Origin of the sequence: Mesorhizobium album (genome assembly GCF_033977205.1) — a bacterium.
In the GTDB taxonomy this organism is placed as follows: domain Bacteria; phylum Pseudomonadota; class Alphaproteobacteria; order Rhizobiales; family Rhizobiaceae; genus Mesorhizobium; species Mesorhizobium album.
The window spans coordinates 95,299-119,561 of the sequence record NZ_JAVIIW010000006.1 but is presented as its reverse complement, the minus strand read 5'-3'; the positions used below and the strand labels follow the sequence as shown (position 1 = coordinate 119,561).

At 64.2% G+C, this 24,263-nt stretch carries 25 protein-coding genes; 11 read left to right on the top strand and 14 right to left on the bottom strand.

Features of this window, described 5'->3' with window-relative positions:
• Positions 1–15 precede the first annotated feature (15 nt).
• The gene (gene typA, locus RFN28_RS07410; RefSeq protein ID WP_320286715.1) at positions 16–1,845 is read right to left on the bottom strand and encodes a translational GTPase TypA; all 1,830 of its coding nucleotides are present in this window, start codon (positions 1,843–1,845) and stop codon (positions 16–18) included.
• A gap of 196 nt (positions 1,846–2,041) precedes the next feature.
• Between typA and RFN28_RS07405 the strand changes: the two genes are divergently transcribed.
• The gene (locus RFN28_RS07405) at positions 2,042–2,329 is read left to right on the top strand and encodes a hypothetical protein (protein ID WP_320286714.1); all 288 of its coding nucleotides are present in this window, start codon (positions 2,042–2,044) and stop codon (positions 2,327–2,329) included.
• Between the two features lie 229 nt (positions 2,330–2,558).
• On the opposite strand, the gene RFN28_RS07400 is transcribed toward RFN28_RS07405, so the two are convergent.
• From RFN28_RS07400 to RFN28_RS07370, 7 genes are all read right to left on the bottom strand, one after another.
• Complete coding sequence (locus RFN28_RS07400) at positions 2,559–4,133, bottom strand: alkaline phosphatase D family protein (RefSeq protein ID WP_320286713.1); 1,575 nt, start codon at positions 4,131–4,133, stop codon at positions 2,559–2,561.
• Between the two features lie 137 nt (positions 4,134–4,270).
• The gene (locus RFN28_RS07395; protein ID WP_320286712.1) at positions 4,271–6,325 is read right to left on the bottom strand and encodes a M3 family metallopeptidase; all 2,055 of its coding nucleotides are present in this window, start codon (positions 6,323–6,325) and stop codon (positions 4,271–4,273) included.
• 131 nt (positions 6,326–6,456) lie between these two features.
• The gene (locus tag RFN28_RS07390) at positions 6,457–6,873 is read right to left on the bottom strand and encodes a nuclear transport factor 2 family protein (RefSeq protein ID WP_320286711.1); all 417 of its coding nucleotides are present in this window, start codon (positions 6,871–6,873) and stop codon (positions 6,457–6,459) included.
• A gap of 6 nt (positions 6,874–6,879) precedes the next feature.
• The gene (locus RFN28_RS07385) at positions 6,880–7,524 is read right to left on the bottom strand and encodes a carbonic anhydrase (RefSeq protein ID WP_320286710.1); all 645 of its coding nucleotides are present in this window, start codon (positions 7,522–7,524) and stop codon (positions 6,880–6,882) included.
• A 137-nt stretch (positions 7,525–7,661) separates the two neighbouring features.
• Complete coding sequence (locus tag RFN28_RS07380; protein WP_320286801.1) at positions 7,662–8,411, bottom strand: DUF429 domain-containing protein; 750 nt, start codon at positions 8,409–8,411, stop codon at positions 7,662–7,664.
• Positions 8,411–9,295: a pyridoxal kinase PdxY gene (pdxY, locus tag RFN28_RS07375; RefSeq protein WP_320286709.1), complete on the bottom strand. Its 885-nt coding sequence runs from the start codon at positions 9,293–9,295 to the stop codon at positions 8,411–8,413. The genes RFN28_RS07380 and pdxY overlap by 1 nt, the downstream gene beginning before the upstream one ends.
• 12 nt (positions 9,296–9,307) lie before the next feature.
• Entirely contained in the window at positions 9,308–9,559 is a 252-nt protein-coding gene (locus RFN28_RS07370) for a hypothetical protein (protein ID WP_320286708.1), read from the bottom strand.
• Positions 9,560–9,714: 155 nt separating this feature from the next.
• On the opposite strand from RFN28_RS07370, the gene RFN28_RS07365 reads away from it, so the two are divergent.
• From RFN28_RS07365 to ppa, 5 genes are all read left to right on the top strand, one after another.
• Positions 9,715–10,353 carry a LemA family protein gene (locus tag RFN28_RS07365; protein ID WP_320286707.1) on the top strand — a complete coding sequence of 213 codons (639 nt, stop codon included), beginning with the start codon at positions 9,715–9,717 and terminating at the stop codon, positions 10,351–10,353.
• Between the two features lie 197 nt (positions 10,354–10,550).
• Positions 10,551–11,360 (top strand): TPM domain-containing protein, encoded by an 810-nt coding sequence (locus RFN28_RS07360; RefSeq protein ID WP_320286706.1) that lies wholly within the window; start codon positions 10,551–10,553, stop codon positions 11,358–11,360.
• Between the two features lie 6 nt (positions 11,361–11,366).
• Complete coding sequence (locus RFN28_RS07355) at positions 11,367–12,005, top strand: TPM domain-containing protein (protein ID WP_320286705.1); 639 nt, start codon at positions 11,367–11,369, stop codon at positions 12,003–12,005.
• A 103-nt stretch (positions 12,006–12,108) separates the two neighbouring features.
• On the top strand, positions 12,109–12,615 hold the full coding sequence (locus tag RFN28_RS07350) for a GNAT family N-acetyltransferase (protein ID WP_320286704.1): 507 nt from the start codon (positions 12,109–12,111) through the stop codon (positions 12,613–12,615).
• Positions 12,616–12,831: 216 nt separating this feature from the next.
• Positions 12,832–13,365, top strand: a complete 534-nt coding sequence (gene ppa / locus RFN28_RS07345) for an inorganic diphosphatase (protein ID WP_320286703.1) — start codon at positions 12,832–12,834, stop codon at positions 13,363–13,365.
• Between the two features lies 1 nt (position 13,366).
• Here ppa and RFN28_RS07340 read toward each other — a convergent pair whose 3' ends face one another.
• Both RFN28_RS07340 and RFN28_RS07335 read right to left on the bottom strand, forming a co-directional pair.
• Complete coding sequence (locus tag RFN28_RS07340) at positions 13,367–13,957, bottom strand: hypothetical protein (protein ID WP_320286702.1); 591 nt, start codon at positions 13,955–13,957, stop codon at positions 13,367–13,369.
• Between the two features lie 44 nt (positions 13,958–14,001).
• On the bottom strand, positions 14,002–14,619 hold the full coding sequence (locus RFN28_RS07335; protein ID WP_320286701.1) for a TetR/AcrR family transcriptional regulator: 618 nt from the start codon (positions 14,617–14,619) through the stop codon (positions 14,002–14,004).
• Between the two features lie 78 nt (positions 14,620–14,697).
• Between RFN28_RS07335 and RFN28_RS07330 the strand changes: the two genes are divergently transcribed.
• Positions 14,698–15,981 (top strand): MFS transporter, encoded by a 1,284-nt coding sequence (locus tag RFN28_RS07330; RefSeq protein ID WP_320286700.1) that lies wholly within the window; start codon positions 14,698–14,700, stop codon positions 15,979–15,981.
• A 22-nt stretch (positions 15,982–16,003) separates the two neighbouring features.
• On the opposite strand, the gene RFN28_RS07325 is transcribed toward RFN28_RS07330, so the two are convergent.
• The 4 genes from RFN28_RS07325 to RFN28_RS07310 all read right to left on the bottom strand — a co-directional run bounded on the left by RFN28_RS07325 (position 16,004) and on the right by RFN28_RS07310 (position 20,933).
• On the bottom strand, positions 16,004–17,497 hold the full coding sequence (locus RFN28_RS07325) for a M81 family metallopeptidase (protein WP_320286699.1): 1,494 nt from the start codon (positions 17,495–17,497) through the stop codon (positions 16,004–16,006).
• A gap of 78 nt (positions 17,498–17,575) precedes the next feature.
• The gene (locus RFN28_RS07320) at positions 17,576–18,403 is read right to left on the bottom strand and encodes a carbohydrate ABC transporter permease (RefSeq protein ID WP_320286698.1); all 828 of its coding nucleotides are present in this window, start codon (positions 18,401–18,403) and stop codon (positions 17,576–17,578) included.
• Positions 18,400–19,269, bottom strand: a complete 870-nt coding sequence (locus RFN28_RS07315; protein WP_320286697.1) for a carbohydrate ABC transporter permease — start codon at positions 19,267–19,269, stop codon at positions 18,400–18,402. Before RFN28_RS07315 ends, RFN28_RS07320 begins: the two co-directional genes overlap by 4 nt.
• Positions 19,270–19,703: 434 nt before the next feature.
• Positions 19,704–20,933, bottom strand: coding sequence for an ABC transporter substrate-binding protein (locus RFN28_RS07310; protein ID WP_320286696.1), 1,230 nt, complete (start codon positions 20,931–20,933; stop codon positions 19,704–19,706).
• Positions 20,934–21,106: 173 nt separating this feature from the next.
• Between RFN28_RS07310 and RFN28_RS07305 the strand changes: the two genes are divergently transcribed.
• The 4 genes from RFN28_RS07305 to RFN28_RS07290 all read left to right on the top strand — a co-directional run bounded on the left by RFN28_RS07305 (position 21,107) and on the right by RFN28_RS07290 (position 24,200).
• Complete coding sequence (locus RFN28_RS07305) at positions 21,107–21,877, top strand: SDR family NAD(P)-dependent oxidoreductase (protein ID WP_320286695.1); 771 nt, start codon at positions 21,107–21,109, stop codon at positions 21,875–21,877.
• A 2-nt stretch (positions 21,878–21,879) separates the two neighbouring features.
• The gene (locus RFN28_RS07300; RefSeq protein ID WP_320286694.1) at positions 21,880–22,947 is read left to right on the top strand and encodes an ABC transporter ATP-binding protein; all 1,068 of its coding nucleotides are present in this window, start codon (positions 21,880–21,882) and stop codon (positions 22,945–22,947) included.
• Positions 22,948–22,971: 24 nt separating this feature from the next.
• Positions 22,972–23,853: a MurR/RpiR family transcriptional regulator gene (locus RFN28_RS07295; protein ID WP_320286693.1), complete on the top strand. Its 882-nt coding sequence runs from the start codon at positions 22,972–22,974 to the stop codon at positions 23,851–23,853.
• A gap of 101 nt (positions 23,854–23,954) precedes the next feature.
• The gene (locus RFN28_RS07290) at positions 23,955–24,200 is read left to right on the top strand and encodes a hypothetical protein (protein ID WP_320286692.1); all 246 of its coding nucleotides are present in this window, start codon (positions 23,955–23,957) and stop codon (positions 24,198–24,200) included.
• Positions 24,201–24,263: the final 63 nt, after the last annotated feature.

The window sequence follows — 24,263 nt, the reverse complement described above, 5'->3', positions numbered from 1 at the left end:
GCCTGGGCTAAAGCCTTACGCGGCGCCCATCACCTTGGCCGACTTCTCGAAGCGCTTGCGCTCGTTCGGATCAAGATAGAGCTTGCGCAGCCGGATGGTCTTCGGTGTCACCTCCACAAGCTCGTCGTCCTGGATCCAGGCCAGCGCCCGCTCCAGCGTCATGCGGACCGGCGGCGTCAGCTTCACCGCCTCGTCCTTGCCGGCGGCGCGGATGTTGGTGAGCTTCTTGCCCTTCAGAACGTTCACTTCCAGATCGTTGTCGCGGGAATGGATGCCGATGATCATGCCCTGATAGACCTTGACGCCCGGATCGATGATCATCGGGCCGCGGTCTTCCAGGTTCCACATCGCATAGGCGACCGATTCGCCCTGCTCGTTGGAGATCAGCACGCCGTTGGTGCGGCCGGGCAGCTCTCCCTTGTAAGGCTCATAGGCGTAAAACAGCCGGTTCATCACCGCGGTGCCGCGCGTGTCGGTCAACAGTTCCGACTGGTAGCCGATCAGGCCGCGGGTCGGCGCGTGGAAGACAAGACGCTGGCGGTTGCCGCCGGAGGGGCGCAGCTCCACCATCTCGGCCTTGCGCTCCGACATTTTTTGCACGACGACGCCGGCATGCTCCTCGTCCACGTCGATGACGACTTCCTCGACCGGCTCCAGCAATTCGCCGTTCTCGCCCTTCTGCATGACGACGCGTGGCCGCGACACGGCGATCTCGAAACCTTCGCGACGCATCGTCTCGATGAGCACCGCAAGCTGCAATTCGCCGCGGCCGGAGACGAAGAAGGAATCCTTTTCCGGCGATTCCTCGATTTTCAGCGCCACATTGCCCTCGGCCTCGCGCAGCAGCCGGTCGCGGATGACGCGGCTGGTCACCTTGTCGCCCTCGGTGCCGGCAAGCGGGCTGTCGTTGACGAGGAAGGACATCGTCACGGTCGGCGGATCGATCGGCTGCGCATGCAGCGGCTCGGTCACCGACGGGTCGCAGAAGGTGTCGGCGACAGTGCCCTTCGACAGGCCGGCGATCGCCACGATGTCGCCCGCCTGCGCTTCCTCGATCGGCTGGCGCTCGAGGCCGCGGAAGGCGAGGATTTTCGAGATACGTCCGGTCTCGATCTGAGTGCCGTCATGGTGCAGCACCTTGACCGCCTGGTTGGGCTTGAGCGAGCCGGACTCGATGCGGCCGGTGATGATGCGGCCGAGGAACGGATTGGCTTCAAGGATGGTGCCGATCATGCGGAACGGACCGGGATGCACCGTCGGTGCCGGCACGTGCTTGACGACCAAATCGAACAGCGGCGCCAGGCCCTGCTCCTTCGGGCCCTCAGGGTTCTCCGACACCCAGCCGTCGCGGCCTGAGCCGTAGAGGATCGGGAAATCGAGCTGCTCGTCCGTGGCGTCGAGCGCGGCGAACAAGTCGAACACCTCGTTGACCACTTCGACGTGGCGGGCGTCCGGCCGGTCGATCTTGTTGATGACGACGATTGGCCTCAAGCCCACCTTGAGCGCCTTGCCGACGACGAACTTGGTCTGCGGCATCGGCCCCTCGGCGGCGTCGACCAGCACAATCGCCGAATCCACCATCGACAGGATGCGCTCGACCTCGCCGCCGAAATCGGCGTGTCCAGGCGTGTCGACGATGTTGATGCGGGTGCCCTTCCAGTCAACCGAGGTCGCCTTGGCGAGGATGGTGATGCCGCGTTCCTTTTCGAGGTCGTTGGAATCCATGGCGCGCTCGGCGACGCGCTGGTTGTCGCGGAAGGCGCCGGACTGTTTGAGGAGCTGGTCGACGAGGGTGGTTTTCCCATGGTCGACATGCGCGATGATCGCGATATTGCGGAGGTTCATGTGTCTGGTCTCGGGAGCGTTGCAGGCAGCAGGCCAAAAAGCGCCGCCTTTTTCGGTTGCGCGGCTCATACAAGGTTTTTCGCATTTGCGAAAGGGGACGCCGCGCCCCAAATACATGGTCACTGATTCTTAAAAGTCTTGGTGTGAAATGATTCCGTTAACCAAAGGCGGAACCTTTGAGGGGCCGGGCAATTTCATGTTCATGACCGATCAGGTGTCCAGATTGCGTCCGGTTTTCGCATGGGCAGCACTTGGCGTGCTCATTGCGGCGGGTGCTGCGCAGTCGGCGGCGTCGTTCAAGGAAGCCGACCCCATCCAGCCGCCCGACGCGAAGACCGCGCAGCAGATGTTCGCCGACGCTCCCGACGGCGTCGACCCGATCGTCACCGGCCCGGTCAGCGCCGCCTTCAAGCAGCGGCAGAAGGCAGCGAACTGCGACAGCGCGGTTTGGCCGAACGTTCCGGCGGTCTGCTATCCGGATTGATCCTGCCGCACAGGAACACGGCAAACGTAGCGATCCTTCGCCCCCTCTGCCGGCCATCTCCCCCACAAGGGGGGAGATCAGCAATTTCGGCGCCTCGCTCATTCCTGCAACGTTGAAGATTGGCGAAACGCAAAGGTGACAGCCAATCCCCCCTTGTGGGGAGATGCCCGGCAGGGCAGAGGGGGGCGCTGTCCCGCCAGCGTTCGCTCACTATTCGCAACAGACCCCTTTAAGCCGACCGCACCGGGTCGAGCGTGATCTTGTAGAGCTCGTTGTCGTCGCGATCCATCAGCCGCACCGTGAGCTGTTCGGTGGCGCCGGAGATGTCGACCAGGCCGAAGAACTGCAGGCCCGCTGACGGCGGCAGGTTCTGGCCCTGCTCGGCGGTCGGCGCCTTGATGAACTTCAGCTCCGGACCGAAGGTCATGTCGAGCTCATTGGGGCCGAACGTGCCGGCATGGATCGGGCCGGAAACGAACTCCCAGAACGGGTTGAAATCCTGGAACTGCGCCTTGTCGGGATTGTAGTAATGCGCCGCCGTGTAGTGGACGTCGGCGGTGAGCCACACCGTGTTGGTAATGCCGGCATTCTTGATGTAGCGGAGCAGGTCGGCGAATTCGAGCTCGCGGCCCTTCGGCGCGCCATTGTCGTGATTGCTGACCGCTTCGAAGCCAACCTTCTTTGCCGCATCGTCCCAGACGACAAGGCTGAGCGGCATGTCGGCGGCGATGATCTTCCAGGTCGCCTTCGAATTCGCCAGCTCCCGCTTCAGCCACTTGGTCTGCTGTTCGCCGAGCATGCGCGACTTCGGCGTCAGCGTCTCCTCCTTGTCGGGCCCGTTCGGGCCGCGATAGGAGCGCATGTCGAGGAAGAACACGTCGAGCAGCGGACCGTAAGCGATCTTGCGATAGACGCGGCCCGGCTCCGACGGCTCGTAGCGGATGGTCGTCATCTCATGGAAGGCGCGCGCCGCGCGGGCCGCCAACACATGGATGGATTTTTCCTTGTAGCGATCGTCCTTGCTGAGATCCTTCGAATCCGACCAGTTGTTCAGCACCTCGTGGTCGTCCCACTGGTAGAAGGTCGGGCAGATGGCGGAGAGGCCCAGCACGTGCTTGTCCATCATGTTGTATTTCCACTGGTCGCGATACTCGTCCAGCGTCTCGGCGACCTTGCGCTTGCCGTCGATCATGACGACGTTCTTCCACTTGCCGCCGCCGGGCAGGTCGACCTCGTCCTTCATGGCGCCGTCGGCATAGATCGTGTCGCCGGAATGCAGGAAGAAGTCCGGCGTGTGCTTGGCGATGGTCGAGTAGGTTTTCATGCCGGTCTCGTCGATGCCCCAGCCCTGACCGGCGGTGTCGCCCGACCAGGCGAAGCGCACGTCGCGCTTCGAGGCCGGCGCGGTGCGGAAGCGGCCGACAATCGGCTCGGAGACGGCGTTGATGTCGGAAAGGTCGGCGGCGACCATGCGATAGAAGATGTCCTGGTCCGAAGCGAGATCGGTGAGCAGCCGCTTGACCGTGTAGTCACTGGCGGGCGACGTATCGAGCGCAGCCAGCCGCGTCGCCTCGGCGAAGCTTTCCGTCGTCGACACTTCGTACATGACGCGCGCCGGGCGGTCGGTGCGGGTCCAGACCATGCCAGAGGTCGCGTCGACATCGCCGGACTGGACGCCATGGGTGAAGGCCGGGCGCTGATTGGCGCGGGAATAGTAAGGCAGCGCGAGCCCGGAGGCGGCGACAAGGCCAAAGGCGCTGGCCGAGGTGACGAAAGCGCGGCGGGTCAACGAGATCTTGTTCATGGCTGTCTCCGGATGGCATTGAACGGGACCGCCAAGCTCGGGCCTCATTGTTTCAGGCGCATTTCGGAACCATGAAGTTTTGATAACAATGAACAGGCCGCTCTTCCCTTCTCCCCTTGTGGGAGAAGGAAGGGGCGCTACACCAGCCCTCGCTTCACCATCATCGCATCCGGCGACGGCATCTTCCCACGGAAGGCGGTGTAGAGCTCTTCGGGGTCCTTCGAGCCGCCGGCGGCGTAGATGTTCTTCTTCAACCGCTCGGCGAGTTCCGGATTGAACGGATCGCCGGTCTCTTCGAAGGCCGAGAAGGCGTCGGCGTCGAGCACCTCCGACCACATGTAGGAATAGTAGCCGGCCGAATAGCCGTCGCCTGAAAAGACATGGCCGAAATGCGGGGTGCGGTGGCGCATCGCGATGGTTTCGGGCATGTGCAGCTTTTCAAGCGTTTCGGTTTCGAAACGAAGCGGCTCTTGCGGCGCATCCGGCCGCGCGTGGTAGGCCATGTCGATCAGCGCCGAGGCGGTGAACTCGACGGTGGCGAAGCCGGCGCCGAAGGTGCGGGCGGCGAGCATCTTGTCGAGCAGGTCCTTTGGCATCGGCTTGCCGGTCTTGACGTGCAGCGCATGCTTTTGCAGCACCGCCGGCACCGTCAGCCAATGCTCGTAAAGTTGCGAGGGCAATTCGACGAAGTCGCGGCTAACCGAGGTGCCGGAGACCGAGGGCCAGGTGACGTCGGTCAGCATGCCGTGCAGCGCATGGCCGAATTCGTGGAACAAAGTCTTCGCCTCGTCGACCGACAGCAGCGCCGCCTCGCCGGCCGGCGGCTTGGCGAAATTCATGATGTTGTAAATGACAGGCTTCGCGCCGTGGCCGAGCTTGTAGCCCGACTTCAGCGCGCTCATCCAGGCGCCCGAGCGCTTCGACGGCCGCGCGAAATAGTCGGCCAGGAACAGGCCGCGCTCGCTGCCGTCGGCATTCTTGACCACGAAGGCGCGCGCGTCGGGATGCCAGGCGGCGATGCCGTTCTTCTCCTCGAAGCTGATGCCGAACAGCTTCGTGGCGACATCGAAGCAGGCCTCGATGATGCGCTCGAGCTGCAGATAAGGCTTCAGCTCCGCCTCGTCGAAGGCGAATTTCTCGGCGCGCAGCTTTTCCTGGTAGAAGCGCCAGTCCCAGGCGGCGAATTTCTCGTTGCTGCCGGCTTCGGTCGCCAGCCGCTCCAATTCCTTCCGGTCGGCGGCCGCCTTTTCCAGCGCCTTCTCCCAGACCGGGTCGAGCAGGTCATGCACCGCCTTCGGCGTCTTCGCCATCGTGTCGTCGAGCTTCAGCGCGGCGTAGGATTCATACCCAAGCAGCTTCGCCTTCTCGGCGCGCAGTTTCAGCATGTCGCGTACCACATCCGAGTTGTCGGTCGCGCCGCCATTCTGGCCGCGCATGGTAAAGGCGCGGAAGGCGACCTCGCGCAGGTCGCGGCGCTCGGAAAATGTCGAGAACGGCTCGTAGATCGAGCGCGATAGCGTCACCGCGTAGCAGCCCTTCTGGCCGCGCATCTCGGCGGCCTCGGCCATCGCGCTCTTCAAAAAATCCGGCAGGCCGGCGAGGTCGGCCTCGTCGAGGAACAGCGCCCAGTCGCGCTCATCGGCCAACACGTTCTGGCCGAATCTGGTGCCGAGCGAGGAGAGCTCCTCGTTGATGGCCGCGAGCCGCTTCTTGCCTTCGGCGTCCAGTTTCGCGCCCGAGCGGACAAAGCCTTTCCAGGTCTTTTCTAGCACGCGCAGCGTTTCCGGGTCGAGCTTCAGGCTCTCGCGGCGCTGGTAGAGGTCGTCGATGCGGGCGAACAGTTTCTCGTTCATCGAGATCGCCGAGAAATGCCGCGACATTTTCGGCGAAATATCGCGCTCCAGCGCCTGGATGGTGTCGTTGGTGTGGGCGCCGGCGCGGCACCAGAAGATCGACGAGACATGGTCGAGCGGCTCGCCGGCGAGCTCCAGTGCGGCCAGCGTGTTGTCGAGGGTCGGCGCTTCACCGTTGCCGGCGATGGCGTCGATCTCGGCCTGGTGCGCCTTGAGCGCCGCGTCGAAGACCGGGCCGAAATCATTGTCGCCGATCCGAGAGAAATCCGGCAGGCCGAGCGGGCCTTGCCAAAGGGTCAGCGGATGGGCGGCGAGGTCGACGGCTTTCGAGGATGACATGAGCAATTCCGGTGGGCTGGATGAGGCGGGGGTGCCTCGGATGTAGGGCGATGCCGCGCGCCGCGCAACAAACTGTTTACGCAATTCCGGACGGAAAACCGCTATGCACTTTTTCTGGAATTGCTCTGTACTCAGTAAGCACTGCAGTCCTGCGCGATCGCTGTCTGGGTGCTGGCGGTGATGCGGCCGTCGGCGACGGTGAAGGTTTCGCGCATCAGCGTGTCGTTTTCGGGGAAGTCGTAGCAGGCGATCACCGTCGTCACGCCGTTCTCGCTCTTCTCGATGCGGTGGCGGATCGCGGCGCCCGCGACCGCGTCCTGCCACTGGTCGATCGAGTCGATGAATTCCTGCTTGCTCTGGACGACACCAAGGTCCTCGAGCGTCATGCGCGCGTCGTCGGTTAGCAGCGCCGACAGCCCGGTGCGATCGGCAGCCAGCAGAGCCGAATACCAGCGATCGATGATCGCGCTATCGTCGGCGCGAGCGGCAAGGAGCGAGATCAGCAGCGCGACGGCGGCAAAGACGGCGTGGCGAAAATGGCGATGCATCCCGCCTCAGTCCATTTCCAGCCGCTCGAAATCGCCGGTCTCCTTGTTCATCACCCAGAGCTCGCCGGTCGAGATGTCGAACCAGGCGCCGTGGAGCGTGAGCCTGCCCTTGCCTTCGAGGATCGAGACGCAAGGGAAGGTCCTGAGATTGGCGATCGAATAGCGGATCGAGATGCGCTCCAGCGCGGTCTGACGCTCCGTCGCGGTCATGAATGTGCTGGCCGCCACCGTCTCCGCCGCCGGCGCGATCAGGCTCATCCATTTGCCGATGAAGTCGCCGGGCGAGAGCGGCGCAAAATTGGTGTCGAGCGCGGCGCGGATGCCGCCGCAGCGGCCGTGGCCCATCACCACGATGTTCTTGACCTTCAGGCTCTGCACGGCGAATTCGAGTGCGGCCGAGGTCGAATGGTATTCGCCGTCCGGCTCGAAGGGCGGCACCAGATTGCCGACATTGCGCAAGACGAAAAGCTCGCCGGGACCGGCATCGAAGATCGCCTCCGGCGCCGAGCGGGAATCGCAGCAGGCGACGATCATCGTCTCGGGTGCCTGGCCTTCGCGTGCCAGCGAGCGATAGCGCCCGCTTTCGGCGGGATAGCGGCCGTTCATGAAGTTGCGATAGCCGGTCAGCAGATGTTCGGGGAGATGAGGCATGGGGCGGCGTCTTGACCCTTTCCGGGTTGGAGGCGGCTGCGCGTTCTATTGCGGGAAAGGCTCTAACGGCAAAAGCTATCTGCGGGCAATGCCGAATCGCGGACGGCTCCGTCGCATTCGCGATGTGTTTGGTCCGGCTAGGCCCAGATGGCGACGGGAATGCCGAAACGGTCGGTCAGCGGCGGGTCGGGCGAAGGCCGCGCCTCGCCGCTGGCGATCCGCCTGGCAATCAGCATCATGGCAGCCGCGTCGAGGAAGTCGTCGCTGGCGGCGCCCTTCGGCGGCAGCTGGTCGAGAAAGCTCTTCTCGTAGCCGTGCCGGCAGAGCAGCGCCTTGCGCTCCTCCATGCCGGCCGGGTTGACGATGCCCTTGATCTTCTTCGGCAGCGTCATCGCCGCACCACCGTTCAACCGGCAGAAGGCCACTTCGGGATGCGATTCGAAGATGCGGCCGCGCAAATCCGGCCGCGCGATCAGCAAGGCGTCGATTTCGCGGATCTTCGCAAAGATGCCGAAGGCTTGGATGGAAACGCCGCGCGGCGGATCGGAGGTCGCCATCGCCACCTCGCTCGCCCGCCGGTGCGCGGCATACCAGGCTTCGACGGTGGTGAAGTCGCTTGTGTCGGCATAGAGCGCCGCGCGCGAAGGGATGGCAAACACGCTCGACTGCCGCGACCCGAGCAGCGGCCGCACCAGCGCCTCCGGTCCGCGACCGCCCCGGCTGGAATAATCCGGCAGGCCGATCGGCATGTCGACGGCGATCGTGGCAATTGGCAGCGCGTCGAGCAGCGCCTGGAACCTCGGGAAGACTGAGACCGACGGCGCGGCGCCATCCGTGTTGTGGACGGCGATCCAGCCGGCCTTGCAGCCGTCGACGCCGGCCAGCATCACGCCCGCTTGTCCCGCCCGGGATGCAGGAGATGGCGAAGCTGCACCATGGCCATCGGATGCGACAGGCTCTGCGCGTCGGTCTCGAGTTGCAGCTCGTCGCCGCCGCGCTTGGCGGTGCGGGCGAGAATCTCGTAGACGGCGGCCGTGGTCGATTGCAACGCCTTCAGAGGCGGCTGGCCGGAAAGGATGCGCGCGAGATAGACTGCGGCCGTCAGGTCGCCCAGACCGTTCGGCGGCCTCTCGATCAAGCGGTGCTCGGCAAGCAGCGCCTGGCTGCCGTCGAGTAGGAAATTGCCGGTGCCGCCGGCCATCATCGAGGGCGCCGAGGTGACCAGCATGGTCGAGGGGCCGGTATGGAGCGCTGCCGCCATCACCGACTTGATGTCCGGCAGCGGCGCGCCGGCCATCCATCCGAGCTCGTAGCGGTTGGGCGTGGCGATGTCGGCGATCGGCATCAATCTGTCACGCAACGCAGCGGCCGTGGACTCCGGCACATAGAGTCCGCCCGAATCGCCCATCACCGGATCGCAGACATAAAGGGCGCCCGGGGTCTTGGCCTTGACCGCAGCGACCAGCGAGGCGACGGCTTCTGCCTGGCCGGCCTCGCCGAGATAGCCGGAGAGCACCGCTCTCACCTCGCCCAGCCACGGCGCGCGCTCCAGATCGGCCATCAGCGCCTTGAACTGGTCGAGCGGCGGCACGATGCGCGTGGCGCGGCTGTGGCCGGGATGCCAGGGCAGGATGACGGTCGGCACCGCCCAGACCGGAAAGCCCAGCGTCTCCAGCGCGAACACCGCGGCGCGGTTGCCTACCGAGCCGCGGGCGACATGGCTGGAGATGACGATGACCGCGCGCGGCGCGTCGGTTTTTTCTGCATTCATGGAAATATGTTCCTAGCCACCCTGCGTGGCGACATACACCAGCCAGGCCAAGAGCCCAATGGCGACGATGAGGCCGAGCGTTCGGCCAATGCGGGTGCCCCAAACTTCGATCGGATCGGAGCGGTCGGCATCCGCCGCGGTCACGTGATCGCGCGCGCCCCTGGCGGTGCGGGCGATGAACGATGCGCCGCCCGGCGTCGTCTCGCGCGCCACGCGCTCGAGGATGCGGCGCGATTCTTTCTCGTCGTCCCGGCGCTCGGCCATGGCAAATGTCCTTTCCCGCCCGGACCTTAGCCTGTTCGCGCGACCATTCACAGGGCTCACGGCCCGGACCGAGGCGACGTCTTGACCCAAGTCATTTCCTTGCGCACGGATTGTGGTAATGCTTCGCACGCAACGTCTGTCGAGGGGACCAAATCATGTTCGCCGAGCGCCTTTCCTTACCCTCCGCTTTCAGGAACCTGCCCGCCTTGCTGATGATGGCTTTCGTGCTGCCGCTGCTTGCCGGCTGCGGCTACAACACCATCCCGACGGCGGAGGAGAACGCCAAGGCGGCCTGGAGCGAGGTGCTGAACCAGTACCAGCGCCGCGCAGACCTGATCCCGAACCTGGTTGAGACGGTCAAGGGCTACGCCTCGCATGAGAAGGACACGCTCGACGCCGTCGTCCAGGCGCGCGCCAAGGCAACGCAGATCACGGTCACGCCGGACACGCTGAAGGATCCAGAAACCTTCAAGAAATTCCAGGATGCCCAGGCCGGGCTGACGGGCGCGCTGTCGCGGCTGATCGCGGTGTCGGAGAACTATCCCGACCTCAAGGCCAACCAGAATTTCCTGGCGCTGCAGGCGCAGCTCGAGGGCACGGAGAACCGCATCGCGGTCGCCCGCCGCGACTACATCCAGGCGGTCAGGGACTACAATCTGACGCTCAAAACCTTTCCGTCGGTGCTGTGGGCGACCTTCTGGTTCCGCGGCAACGAGCCCTTCGCGAACTTCACCGTCGAAGAAGACAAGCTGCAGGTGCCGAAGGTGAATTTCGGCACGAAGCAGGGCGGGTGAGCTGACCTAGTAGATCGAGCCTGCCGACCTTGCACTCCGTCCCACCCCCCTCTGTCCTGCCGGACATCTCCCCCGCAAGGGGGGAGATTGGCCGTCATCTGTCCTTTCGCCAATTTTCGGCGTCTGAAGGAGATGGCCGGCGGCGAAGCTGCCAATCTCCCCCCTTGCGGGGGAGATGGCCGGCAGGCCAGAGGGGGGTGCGCAGGAACGCCTTCATTGGCGGTTTGCTAAGCCTTCTCTTCCTCCTTCTCCCCCTCGCCGCGCTCGCCGCCGATCTCCCGGCTCTCACCGGCCGCGTGGTCGACAATGCCGGCATCATCGACGCCGGCACACGCGCGGCGCTGACGCAAAAACTTGCCGATTTCGAAAAGAAGGGCTCCGACCAGATCGTCGTCGCCACAATCCCCAGCCTCGGCGGCGAGGAGATCGAGCCTTACGCCAACCGGCTGTTCCGCTTCTGGAAGCTCGGTCAGGCCAAGGAGAACAACGGCGTCCTGCTTTTGGTCGCGCCGAACGACCGCAGGATGCGCATCGAGGTCGGCTATGGGCTGGAAGGCACGCTGACCGACCTGCATACCAAGCTGATCATCGAGAATGACATGGTGCCGGCCTTCCGCGCCGGCGACTTCTCCGGCGGCATTAGCAAGGCCGTCGACGACATGATCATGGTGCTGGAGGGCAATCCGGAGGAGCTGGAGGCGCGCGGCAAGCGCAACGAGCAGGCGCCCTTCAATTCCGACAACCTGTTCTTCGCCGTTTTCATTTCCATCTGGGTGCTCATCTTCTTCGGCAGCATAGCGCTGACGATCCTGCCGCCGATCTTCGGCCAGAAGATCGGCCCCGGCCGCTATCGCTGGCTCGGCATGACCTTCGAGCCGGGCCGCCGGTCCTCCGGCGGTGGCGGCTGGTCGTCGGGTGGCGGAGGTTGGTCCTCCGGCGGCGGTGGCGGCGGATTCTCCGGCGGTGGGGGATCGTCGGGCGGCGGCGGCTCTTCGGGAAGCTGGTGAGGGACTATGGCGACGCGACCGATCAGCCCTGAGGATCATGAGCGCATCGCCGATGCGATCCGTAGCGCCGAGGCAAAGACCGACGGCGAAATCTACTGCGTTGTGGCGCAATCCAGCGACCGCTATTTCTTTGCGGCCGCTTTCCTGGCGACGATCGGCATGCTCGTCGCCAGCCTCGTCGTCGCTTACGGGCTGGAGACGTGGTGGCTGACCATACGGCTGCCGCATTTCGTTCTGGCCGAGCTGCTGGCACTGGCATCTGTGCTTGCCCTGCTGCGGCTGTGGCCGGGCCTGCGCATCCATTTTGTGCCAAGACGGCTGCGCTACCAAGCGGCGCATGCCAATGCGCTGAGGCAGTTTCTCGCCCGCAACGTCCACCGCACCCAGGCCCGCACAGGTGTGCTGATCTTCGTCTCGATCGCCGAGCGCTATGCCGAGGTGGTCGCCGACAGCGGCATAGATGCCAAGGTCGGCCAGCATGTCTGGGACGGCGTGGTGCGGGACCTGACCCGGCACGCCGGCGACGATCGCCTCGCCGACGGTTTCGTCAAGGCGATCGAATCGGTCGGCGCGGTGCTTGCCGAACACTTCCCCGTTACCGCCGGCGACATCAACGAGCTGGACGACCACCTCGTCGAAATCTGAGAAAACCTGGCTCGCGGTTGCGCATGTTCGGCTGTGCGAAAGCCCGGCCGCGACAGTGCGGACTCTTTGCAAGCGTGCGAAGCGGGTCTATGGTTAACAAATCATGAACACGCTGACGATCGACATCCGGAAAGCCGACCTTCGCGACGCAAACGCCATCGCCGAGGTGCACCAGGAGGCATGGCGCGGCGCCTATTCGGGCATCATTCCGCACCGCACCCTGACGGCCATGATCAACCGCCGCGGTCCCGACTGGTGGGCGAACGCGATTCGCAAGGCGGCAACCGTTCTGGTGATTGAGATCGGCGGCACGATTGCCGGCTATGCCACGATCGGCAAGAACCGCGCCCGCGAGCTCAGGCAACAGGGAGAGATCTACGAGCTTTACCTGCGCCCGGAATATCAGGGCATCGGGCTCGGCAGCCGGCTGTTCAAGGCGGCGCGGACGCGCCTTGCAGACCACGGGCTCAGAGGCCTGGTGGTGTGGGCGCTGGAAGACAATTACAATGCGCTCGCTTTCTATGCCGGCAATGGCGGCCGCGACGTCGCCGAAGGCGTTGAGGTCTTCGAGCAGAAGGCGCTGAAGAAGGTTGCCTTCGTCTGGGAATGACGGGCGCCGCCTAAGGCGCGTCGCGGTGACTCGCCTTAGGTCTTTGTTTGATGCATGTCGTTCTCCCAAAACCGCTGCGCTTTTTTTGGGCGACATGCATCAGGTTACAATCCATCACAAACTGTGCGCTTCCACTAGCGCTCAGCACCATTCGCCGCATTGCACCATGACGCGTGTCCCGCTATCGGTCTCGCAAGATTGAGAGGGATTTGAGCCATGCGTATCGAAGCCGTGCCCACCGGAAAGAACCCGCCCGAGGACATCAACGTCATCATCGAGGTGCCGATCGGCGGCGAGCCGATCAAGTACGAGATGGACAAGGAGGCCGGCACGCTGTTCGTCGACCGCTTCCTCCACACCTCGATGCGCTACCCCGGCAATTACGGCTTCGTGCCGCACACTTTGTCGGGCGACGGCGACCCGATCGACGTGCTGGTCTGCAACACGCGCGCGCTGGTGCCGGGCTGCGTTATCAATGTACGGCCGATCGGCGTCTTGATCATGGAAGACAATGCCGGCCAGGACGAGAAGGTGATCGCGGTGCCCTCGCCGAAGCTGACGCTGCGCTACGAGAACGTCACCGAATACACGCACCTGCCCGAAATCACCCGCCAGCAGGTGCAGCATTTCTTCGAGCACTACAAGGACCTCGAGCCCGGCAAATGGGTCAAGATCGAGGGCTGGCACGATTCCAAATATGCCAAGAAGATGATCGTCGACGCGATCGCGCGGGCCAAGGCAGCCAAATAGGCTAATTGTCCACCCGGCCGAAGTCGGGGACGTTGCCGATCACCTCGCGCTTGTCCTTGCCGCAGGCGAAACCCTTCGCCTTCTCGTCGGCGAGCTTGCGCGCCAGGTCGTTGGCCTGAGGATTGCCGGTGGCCAGCACAAGGCCGACAGTGCAGCCTTCATGTTCCTCCGGCTGCGCCACCTTGGCGACGACCAGCACCTCGGTCGGCTTGTTCTCGTCTTCGGGATTGCTGACCGAGCGGCGATGGATCACGGCGAAGGGGATGGCGACATCGCCTTTCGTCTCGATGCGCCACTCGACCTTGGGTCCTGAGGAATTGAGGGCGGAGAAGCTTTCCCACACCGCGGTCATGTCGTCGGGGGGAAAACCGTAATAGACGGATTCGCGGGCATCGTCGTAGCCGACCAGCACCGGGTAGCCGCGATAGCCGGAGCAGGCGAGGCTCGCCCAGTCGCCGTCGCCTTCTTGCGCCTGCGCATAGGTTACGCAGTCCTTCTTCCAATCGAGATCGGTGTAGGCGCTGGAAATGTCGCCGGCATGCGCCGCCTGGCAAAAGCCGGCGAAGGCAAGCGGGATCAGAAGCGCACGCATGGCGACCGTCTCCGGTGGAAGGCGCCTGAGCGTACCGTCAATCCCTATTTCTTCAAGCTGGCTTCGATCAGGAGGTCGGCATTGCGGGCGACCGATGCCGCCGGGCCGCCGAGGCCGAAGAGCTGGCCGCTGATATAGGCGCCCTCGATGAGGAGCAGCAGGCCGTCGCCGAGCGTGTCCGAGTCTGCGGCACCCATCGCCGCCGCCATGGCGCGCAGGCGCCGGCGCAGCTCCTGCTTGTTGGCCTCGCTGACGACGCGCGCCGGATGACCGTGTTCGGGATATTCGACCGCCGCATTGGTCATGCCGCAGCCGCGATAGTCCGGCCTCTGCGTGCGTCTGCCGACGCGGGTGAGGAAGGCGATGATCTGGGCGCGCGGGTCACCCGGATGCGCGTCGACGGCTTGGTCGAAACGCTCCCAGAATTCGCGGTCGTATTGGCGCAGATACGAGGCCGCGAGCTCGTCCTTCGACGGAAAGCTGCGGTAGAGGCTGGGCTTGGTGACGCCGGCGCGCTTGACGATCTCGTCGACGCCAATCGCCCGGATGCCCTCGCGATAGAACAGGTCGCGCGCCACACCGAGGATCTTGTCGGCAGCCTTGCGCGCCGGCGCGGCGGGAGCCTCGTTCGTCGACGCTTCAATTTTATTGTCCGATGGCATTCAACAAACTCGCTTGACAATGTTACTGACCGGTACGTATGTATGGGACCATCCATTTGCAACGTACCGGTCAGTAACATGATAGCCCAGTCCCGCCCGTTTGGCCAGCGCTACGCTTTTGTCGTCGTCGCCGTCATCTTCTTCTGCCTGCTGATCGCCGCGGGACTGCGTTCCGCGCCCTCCGTCATGATGCTGCCGCTGGAGGCGAGCTTCGGCTGGCGCCGCGACGTGATCTCGATGGCCGCCGGCGTCGGCATCCTGCTTTATGGCCTCACCGGTCCGTTTGCCGCCGCACTGATGGAGCGCATCGGGCTCCGCCGCACGCTGCTTGCCGCGCTGCTCATCATGTCGGGCTCGACCGCGTTCAGCCTGCTGATGACCGAGCCGTGGCATCTCTTCATCACCTGGGGCGTGTTTTCCGGCATCGGCTCGGGCGCGGTGGCGAGCGTGCTTGGCGCCACGATCGTCAATCGCTGGTTCAAGACCAATCGCGGCCTGATGATGGGTCTGATGTCGGCTTCGAGCGCCACGGGCATGCTGGTGTTCCTGCCGCTGATCGCCTCGCTGGCGCAGGCCGGCGGCTGGAAGCCGGTGGCGATCGCGGTGGCGATCGCAACCGCAGCGCTCGCGCCGATCGTCTTCCTGCTGGTTCCGGAGCGCCCGGCCTCCATCGGCCAGGTGCGTTACGGCGCCGACGCCGACGACGTGCCGCCGGTGTCGCCCGCCTCGCAGGGCAATTTCCTGACGCATACGCTCAACACGCTGCGCCGGGCAGCCGGTACCCGGGTGTTCTGGTATCTCTTCGCCACCTTCTTCGTCTGCGGCTTCACCACCAACGGTCTGGTCGGCACGCATCTCATCGCCTTCTGCGGCGACATGGGCATCGGCGAGGTGCAGGCGGCCGGACTGCTCTCCATGATGGGCGTCTTCGACCTGATCGGCACGACGCTGTCGGGCTGGCTCACCGACCGCTTCGATCCGCGCAAGCTGCTTGGCGTCTATTACGCCGTGCGCGGCCTGTCGCTGATCTACCTGCCCTATTCCGGCTTCTCGGCGGTCAGCCTGATCATCTTCGCCGTGCTCTACGGGCTCGACTGGATCGCCACCGTGCCGCCGACGCTGAGGCTCGCCAACGAAGCCTTCGGCGACCGCAGCGGGCCGATCGTGTTCGGCTGGATCGTCGCCGGCCACCAGGTGGGCGCGGCGGCGGCGGCTGCCTTCGGCGGCACCATGCGCGAACTGCAGGGCAATTACGAGCTGGCCTTCCTGATCGCCGGCATGACGGGCATTGCCGCGGCCTGCATCTCGCTGCTCATCAACACCAGCCGGCCGGCGTTCGATCCGGAGCCGCAGGCGGCTTGAGCGGTTTCTTCCCCTCTCCCCCTCACATGAGAGGAGAAGGGGGAGCTTGCCACGGGTCCTTCACCCGCGGCCAGATCGGCCGGTTCAGCTTCTTGTAATCCGTGACCGCGGGATTGCTCGGATACGAGCTCGGCGCTGTGACATAGATGATCTCGGCGGCGATCGGCGCGAAGCCGGCGTAGAAATGGTTGGTCGACTTGACCAGCAGGATGTCCTTGGCCAGCGGATCGATGCCGATATTGGAAAAGATGTCCGGCTCGAAGGTCTGCGTGCGGTTGGTGTTGAGGATGACATCGACCTCGGTGCCTTCGATACGGACCACTGCTGACGGCCCCAAGGTCACCCGGCTCGGCCCAAAACTTTGCCAGCCTTCGCTGACGGCCTTCAGCACCGTGACGCGCGCATCGATCGGCTCTCCGGCCTGCGGTCCAGCCTTGCCGCCGAAGCGCAGATCGATGACCGCGCCCTCGCCGGCGGCATGACAGAATGTCACCGCGATCGGATCCCAGATGGTGGCGACGCCGACTTTGCTGATGCCGCGCTTAAGCAACTCGCGCAGCACGATGGTGCCGTCGCCCGGCACGCCGCCGCCCGGATTGTCCCAGATGTCGGCGATCACCGCCGGCTTGTCCTTGTGCCCGGCGCGCACGGCAAGCGCCCGCTCGATGCCGGCCGAGGCGGACAGCATCGTCATCGCCGTCTTTTCGCGTAAGTCATAGAGCTCGCGCCCCAGCGTCTCGGCGAGCCGGTCGCCCTTTTCCTTGTCGTTGTCGGTGATGACCAGCATGCGTGTGCCCATCTCTGGCACGTCGGCGGCCATGAAGCCGTGGATGACCGAGACCGACAGCACGCCGTCCTTGCCGTGCAGCGCTTTGATTTTGTCGACAAACGAACGCATCGGCTCGCGGCTGGTGGGCAGCACCTGGATCATGCGGCAGTCGAAGGTCGAGATGACCGGCTTGATCTCGCCGCGCGCCGCCGCCAGGCCGAGCTCGACGACATGCTCGCCGCGCTCGTAGAAATCGGTGTGCGGGAATTCGAGGAAATAGGCCATGATGTCGGACGCCGCCACGCGCTTCGGCGTCAAATGGCTGTGCGGATCGAACTCCGAAGCGATCACCACCTTCGGCCCCACGATGCTGCGCACGCGCTCCAGCAGATCCCCTTCGCAATCGTCGTAGCCTTGCGCCACCATCGCGCCATGCAGGCCGAGGATCACAGCCTCGACCGGCAGCGCTTCCCTTAGCTGGCCAAGAATCTCGTCGCGCAGCGCCTCAAAAGTCTGCCGTTGCACCAGGCCGCCCGGTTCCGCCCAGGTGGCGGTACCTTCGATGACGGTCAGGCCCTCGGCTGCGGCGTGCCGGCGCAGCGCCACGATCGGCGAAGAGCACAACGTCGGCGTCTCCGGATGCTTGCCGGGGCCCGCATAGAAGGCCATCTCGAACGAGGCCCGGTCGGTCGGCACCGGCGAGAAGGTGTTGGTTTCCGTCGCCAGCGAGGCGGTGAAGATGCGCATGAAACCTCCGTTTTTGGGGAAATTGTTTTGTTTTTCGCAGTTCCGGAGGGAATTCCGCGACGCACTTTCCTGGAATTGCTATTTGACGGCCCCAAGCGCCAGCCCGCGGACAAGGTAGCGCTGCAGCCAGATGAAGAGGATCGCCACCGGCAGGGTCGCAAGCAGCGTAGCCGCCATGACATGGTGCCATTCGATCGTATAGCGGCCGGCAACCAGCGAGAAAACCTGGATCGGCAGCGTGTAGCTTTCCTGGCTGCGCAGCATGGTGAGCGCCACCACGAACTCGTTCCAGGCGTTGATGAAGGTGAAGATCGCCGTCACCGCGATCGCCGGCAGGCAGAGCGGCAGGAATACCTTGCGCAGCGTCAGCCAGCGGCCGGCGCCCTCCATCCAGGCCGCCTCCTCGAGATCGCGCGGAATGGTGTCGAAATAGCTCTGCAGCATCCAGACTGTGAAGGCGACGTTGAAGGCCATGTAGATGAAACCGAGCGCCGTGGTGCTCTCGACCAGGCCCCAGGCGGCCATCAGCCGGAACAGGCCGAGCACCAGCACGATCGGCGAGATCATCTGCGAGATCAGCAGGAATTGGCGGAACGCGCCGTAACCGCCGAAGCGGAAGCGCGACATGGCATAGGCCGCCGGCACCGAGATCAAGATGGCGCCGATTGTCGCCAACGCCGAGACGTAGAGCGAGTTGACGAGCGCCTGGCCGAAGCCGGTCGCCACCCACATGTCGGCAAAGTTCGACCAGCGGAACTCGCTCGGCCACCAGGTCGGCGAGAGCACTTCCGGCCGCGGCTTGACCGCGGTGAGGAACATCACCGCGAAGGGAAAGATCGTCACCACGATCAATGGCGCAAGCAGCAGCCAGGCGATGATCGTGCGTCTCAGCTTGCCGTTTTTCATACGCGCTGCTCCCGCATGGCGAGCCGCACATAGATCATGGTGAAGATGAGCAGGATGACGAACATCACCAGTGACACCGCGGAAGCCTCGCCCAGTTTGCCGATGCGGAAGGCGAGCTTGTAGAGATGCGTGACCAGGATGTCGGTGGAGTTCGCCGGCCCGCCCTGCGTCATCACCCAGATGATCGGGAAGGAGTTGAAGACGTAGATAGTGTTGAGCACGATCGCGATGTTGATGAAGGGTTTTAGGAGCGGAAAGGTGATCTCGCGGAACTGCTGGAACGGCATTGCGCCTTCGAGCGCCGCCGCCTCATAGAGATCGTCGGGGATGGACGACAGGCCGCCGAGGAAAATCGTGGTGGTGAACGGCACCGTCACCAGGATGCCGATCAGCACCTGCATCGGGAAAGCAGTTTCGGCGCTTGCCAGCCACTGGATATTCTGGCTGATCAGACCGAGCTTCATCAGCGCCGAGTTCAGCATGCCGCTTTCGCCGTTGAGCGCCCAGCGCCAGACCACCGCCGTCATGGTCAGCGACACCGCCCAGGGCAGCATGATGATGACGCGGGCAAGCCCGCGGCCGTAGAAGTCCGTATTGAGGATGATCGCCACCGGGATCGACAGAAGCAGCGCGCCGCCGACCACCAGCACGGTCCAGAGGCCGGTGCGCCACAGCGCCGCGACAAAATCCGGATCGGCGGCAAGCGCCGAAAAATTGGCCAGGCCGCTGAAGTCGCGCAGCTGGCCAAAGCGATTCACATCATGCGTCGAGATCTGGACAAGGTCCCAGACCGGCCAGAAGATCACCACCGCCGCCAGGAACAGGCTGGGAAGCGTCAGCAGATAGGGCAGGATCCGGCTTTGCATCGGCTGGCTTGTACCGTGTTGCGGATAAATATCAGTGGCAGTGGCATCGGTGCTCAAGGCACGTCCCCGCATTTGAATTCCTCGCCAGCGTTTGCGCTGCCCCTCACCTGCCTGCCGGCATCCTCTCCCCGTATAGTGACGGGGAGAGGGACGCAGTCGCCGCCGATTTCGCCAATCGCCAACGTGGCAGGAAATGCGCCAGCGTTGCGGCCAGCCCCTTTCTCCTCGTCACTATACGGGGAGAAATGCCCGGCAGGGCAATCAGGGGCGGCGCCGACATCGACGATTTGTCCTTTGTCCGGAGAGATTGCTCTGTCGGTCTTTGCCATTGCCGCGGAGAACCGCTGCATACCTTTTTAATAGATGTGGCGCGTTAATGGATGTGGCGCGCCCCGACGGGGTGGGGCGCGCCACGGGGCGCAGGGAGTGACGCCCTATTTCTTCAGCACCCCATTGGCCTTGGCCGCGGCATCCTTCAGAGCGGCTTCCGGCTCGGCGCTGCCGAGATAGATCTTCTGCATGGCATCCGAAGTGATCTGGGCGATCTCTTCCCAGCCCGGGATGACCAGCGCGAAGCGCGCGTCTGGCAGCAATGCGGTGAAGGCGGCGAGGTCGGCGTTGTTGACGTAATAGTCCATCTTCGCCTCTTCCTTGTTCACCGGCAGGAAGCCTTCGCCTTGCGTGAACTTGGCGCGCTGCTCCTTGGTGAACAGGAAGTCGAGCAGCTTCCAGGCCTCGTCCTTGTTCTTGGAGTTCTTGAACATGATGATGGAGTCGGTGACGCCATAGGTGCCGCGCGCGCCCGTCGGTCCGGCCGGGATGGCGGCGACGCCGTATTTCAGCTTCGGCGCCTCTTCCTTGATCTGGTTGGACAGGAACGGCGCGGTGATCATCATGCCGACCTTGCCCTGCTTGAACAGGTTCTGCACGTCCTCGCGGTTGTTGGAGGTCACACCGGGTTCCGTCAGGCCCTCGTCGATCATCGACTTGTAGAGCTTGGCGGCCTCAAGCGCGCCGGGCGTGCCGAGACCGGATGTGCCGTCCTTGTTCAGGATCTCGGTGCCGAAGGACCACATCGCGTAATAGTAATAGACGTCGGTCTCGATCTCCTTGCCCTGCATGCCGAAGCCGAAGGCGCCCTGCGCCTTGATCTTGCGCGCATCCTCCTGCAGCTCGGTCCAGGTGGCCGGCGGCTTGGCGATGCCGGCCTTCTCGAACAGCTCCTTGTTGTAATACATGGCGCGCGCCGAGGCGGCGATCGGCAGGCCGTAGGTGTGGCCGCTCATCACCGACGGCTGCAGGAAGGTGTCGATGAAGCGGTCCTTGAACTCGGGGGTGATGTAGCTGTCGAGCGGCTCGGCAACATCCTGCTGCACGAAGTCGATCAGCCAGCGCGTGCCGATGATCGAAAGGTCGGCATTGGTGCCGGCGGTGATGTCGGTGGTGAGCTTCTGCAACAGCACATCCCACGGCACCACCTCATATTTGATGGTGATGCCCGGATTGGCGGCCTCGAATTCCTTCTTCACCTCCTCGAAATAGGGGCCGGTCTTGGCGCTGTATTCGGCGACGGTGACCCGCACCTCGCCCGCATCGGCCGGTGCGGCAAGCGCCAGCATGCTCATTCCGGCCAACAGGCCGACAGTCCATTTCGCAAGGCTCATCTGATCTCTCCCATTGATGCGCATTCGCGCCTGGCCCCGGTGGGCTCAGGATTATGTGACTTTCCTACATTATCCATCATTTTGCGCCACGCAAGCAGTTTATCATGTTGCTTAATTACATTTCGTTGGGTAGCGTACCGTCACCTGTCTGACATTGCGGAGGAGCGCGCGCCGTGGTTTCAAAGGCCGATTTCGAGGGCAAGACGGTCATCGTCACCGGCGCCGGCGGCGGCCTCGGCTCGGCGATCGTGGCGCTTCTGGCCGAGCGTGGCGCGCGTGTCGTCGGCTGCGACCAGTCGGCCGAAGCGCTGGCGAGCCCCCTGATCGCATCGCGCCACGTCTTCAACCTGCTCGACCGGGTTTCGATCGAAGCAGCGATCCCGGCCCTGCTCGACAAGGACGGCGTCCCCGACATCCTGATCAACAATGCCGGCTGGACCCGCGCCGAGACGATTGAGGCGCTGACGGCGGACAAAATAGAGCAGGAGCTCGACCTCAACCTGACCGGGGTGATGAATTTCGCCGATCCGCTGATCAAGGCGATGGCCGGGCGCGGCTCGGGCAGCGTCGTCTTCATCTCCTCCGTCAACGCCATCGCGCATTTCGGCAATCCGGCTTACGCCGCGGCCAAGGCCGGCATCAACGCCTATGCCAAGGCGATTGCCGTCGAGCTCGGCCGCAGCGGCGTGCGCGCCAATGTCGTCTGCCCGGGCTCGATCCGCACCGCCGCCTGGGACCATCGCCTGGCCAAGGATCCCGAAATCCTCGGCCGATTGAAGCGGCTCTATCCGCTGGGACGCATCGTCGATGCGTCGGAAGTGGCCGAAGCTGTGGCTTTCCTTGCCTCCGACCGCGCTTCCGGCATAACTGGCGCGGTGGTGCCGGTGGACGCCGGACTGACGGCCGGCTACCTGCCTTTCATCGACGACATATTGGGAGCGTGACCATGACCGATGTCCTGTTTCGCAACCTGTCGAAATCCTTCGGCCAGCACCGCATTCTCGAGGACATCAACCTCGAGATCAAAAGCGGCGAGTTCGTCGTGCTGGTCGGCCCGTCGGGCTGCGGCAAGTCCACGTTACTGCGCATGCTGGCGGGGCTCGAGACAATCACCTCCGGCGACCTTATCATCGGCGGCACGCGCGCCAACGACCTGCCGCCGCAGAAGCGCAACATCGCCATGGTGTTCCAGTCCTATGCGCTGTTCCCGCATCTGAAGGCTTCCGAAAATATCGGCTTCGGCCCGAAGATCCGAGGCGAAAGCCGCGCGGCGATCGACGACAAGGTGAAGAAGGCCTCCGGCGTGCTCAACCTCTTCTCCTATCTCGACCGCTATCCGAGGCAATTGTCCGGCGGCCAGCGCCAGCGCGTCGCCATGGGCCGCGCTATCGTGCGTGAGCCTTCGGTCTTCCTCTTCGACGAGCCGCTCTCCAATCTCGACGCCCAGCTTCGCGTGCAGATGCGCACCGAGATCAAGGCGCTGCATCAGCGGCTGAAGTCGACCATCGTCTACGTCACCCACGACCAGATCGAGGCCATGACGATGGCCGACCGCATCGTGGTGATGGACCGCGGCCGCATCCAGCAGGTCGGGCAGCCACTGGAGCTTTATGATAAGCCGGCAAACAAGTTCGTCGCCAGCTTCATCGGCTCGCCGTCGATGAGCTTCGTTTCCGGCGCGCTGAAGACCGCGGACGGCAAATCGTGGTTCGAGACCACGGGCGGCGGCCGGCTGGCGCTTGACGGCAAGGATTCCTCGCGCGGCGACACGGTCGAGGCCGGCATCCGCCCCGAGCATTTCATCATCGGCGCAGCGGACGACGCGATCGCTATCGACGTCGACGTGGTGGAGCCGACCGGCTCCGAAACCCATGTCTATGGCTCGGTCGGCGGCGACACGGTGCGGGCCGTATTCCGCGACCGGCTGCGAGTGAAGCCCGGCGACCGGCTGCCGGTGACCGTCGAGGCGCGCAACATCCACCTCTTCGACAAGGCGACGGGCCTGCCGCTGTGAACGAGCAGACATGAAGACAGCAAGATGAAGACGCCAGCCGACATCATCACCCGCCTGCAATTGATCTCGCAGGACGGCACCAAGTCGGACCGCCGGCTGGCGGGCTTGGTACTTTCCGACCTCGATTTCGCCTCCAAGGCAGCGATCTCGGAGATTGCCGCGCGCGTCGGCGTCAGCGAGCCGACGGTGACCCGCTTCTGCCGCAATCTCGGCTGCGAGGGCCTGCGCGATTTCAAGTTCTATCTGGCGCAGGCGATCGCCATCGGCGGCCAGTATCTGTCACCGGAGCCGCTGAGCCGCGATGCGCGCGAGCAGCGCATCGCTTCCGCCATCACCGAGGCGGCGATCGCCGCCATCCAGCGCGCCAGCGAAAACCTCGACATGAGCGTGCTGGTGAGTGTGGCCGCCCGCATCGCCGGTTCCGGCAATATCCTCTGCATCGGCTCCGGCGGCATCTCCTCGATGATGGCGACCGAGATGCAGAACCGGCTGTTCCGGCTGGGCCTCTCGGCGCTTGCCCAGACCGACGGCCAGCTGCAGCGCATGTATGCCGCCGTCGCGACGCCGGAAACCACACTGGTCGCCTTCTCGGTCTCCGGCTTCGCGCGTTCGGTGATCGAGGCGGTCGAGGTCGCGCAGCAATATGGCGCGGCGACCGTCGCCATCACCGCGCCGGACTCAGGCCTGGCCAAGGTCGCCGATACGGTGATCCTGCTGCAACCTTTCGAGGACGGCAACATCTACAAGCCGACCTCGTCGCGCTACGCGCTGCTTGCCATCCTCGACATGATCGCCACCGCGGTGGCCGAATCGCGCGGGCCGAAAGTGCTGGAGAACCTGCGCCGCATCAAGCAGAGCGTGAACACGCTGAAGGTTGATGATCCGAAGCTGCCGCTGGGCGATTGAGCATTTCGCGCCCATGCAGTCGCCAGCCGACTCCGTCGACCATCTTGTCTTTCAATATTAGCTGAGTCTAATGTGAGTTGAGGGTTGATTGGAGGACGATCATGCCGGGTAAAACAGCCTCATTCCCAATGCCGGATGGCGTGTTCAACGCGCTACCTGACCAGGCTAAAGGCCACCTGCCGCCAGCCGCCTTCGATGCGGCCCTTGCAGCGGTAGTTCCGGATCATCCTGCCGCCGGCGATCACTTTGCGCCTCATGCGGACGTCACTCTACCGGCCGATGCGACGAGCGCAATTGACCAACACGGCGCCCACATTCCCGGCTTCGTGACAGACTGGTTGCTATAACCAGCCAGACCTAGCGGTTTTTCTCGTCAGTGCCCGCCGCGCCTCAGGCGGCGGAGCGTAGTC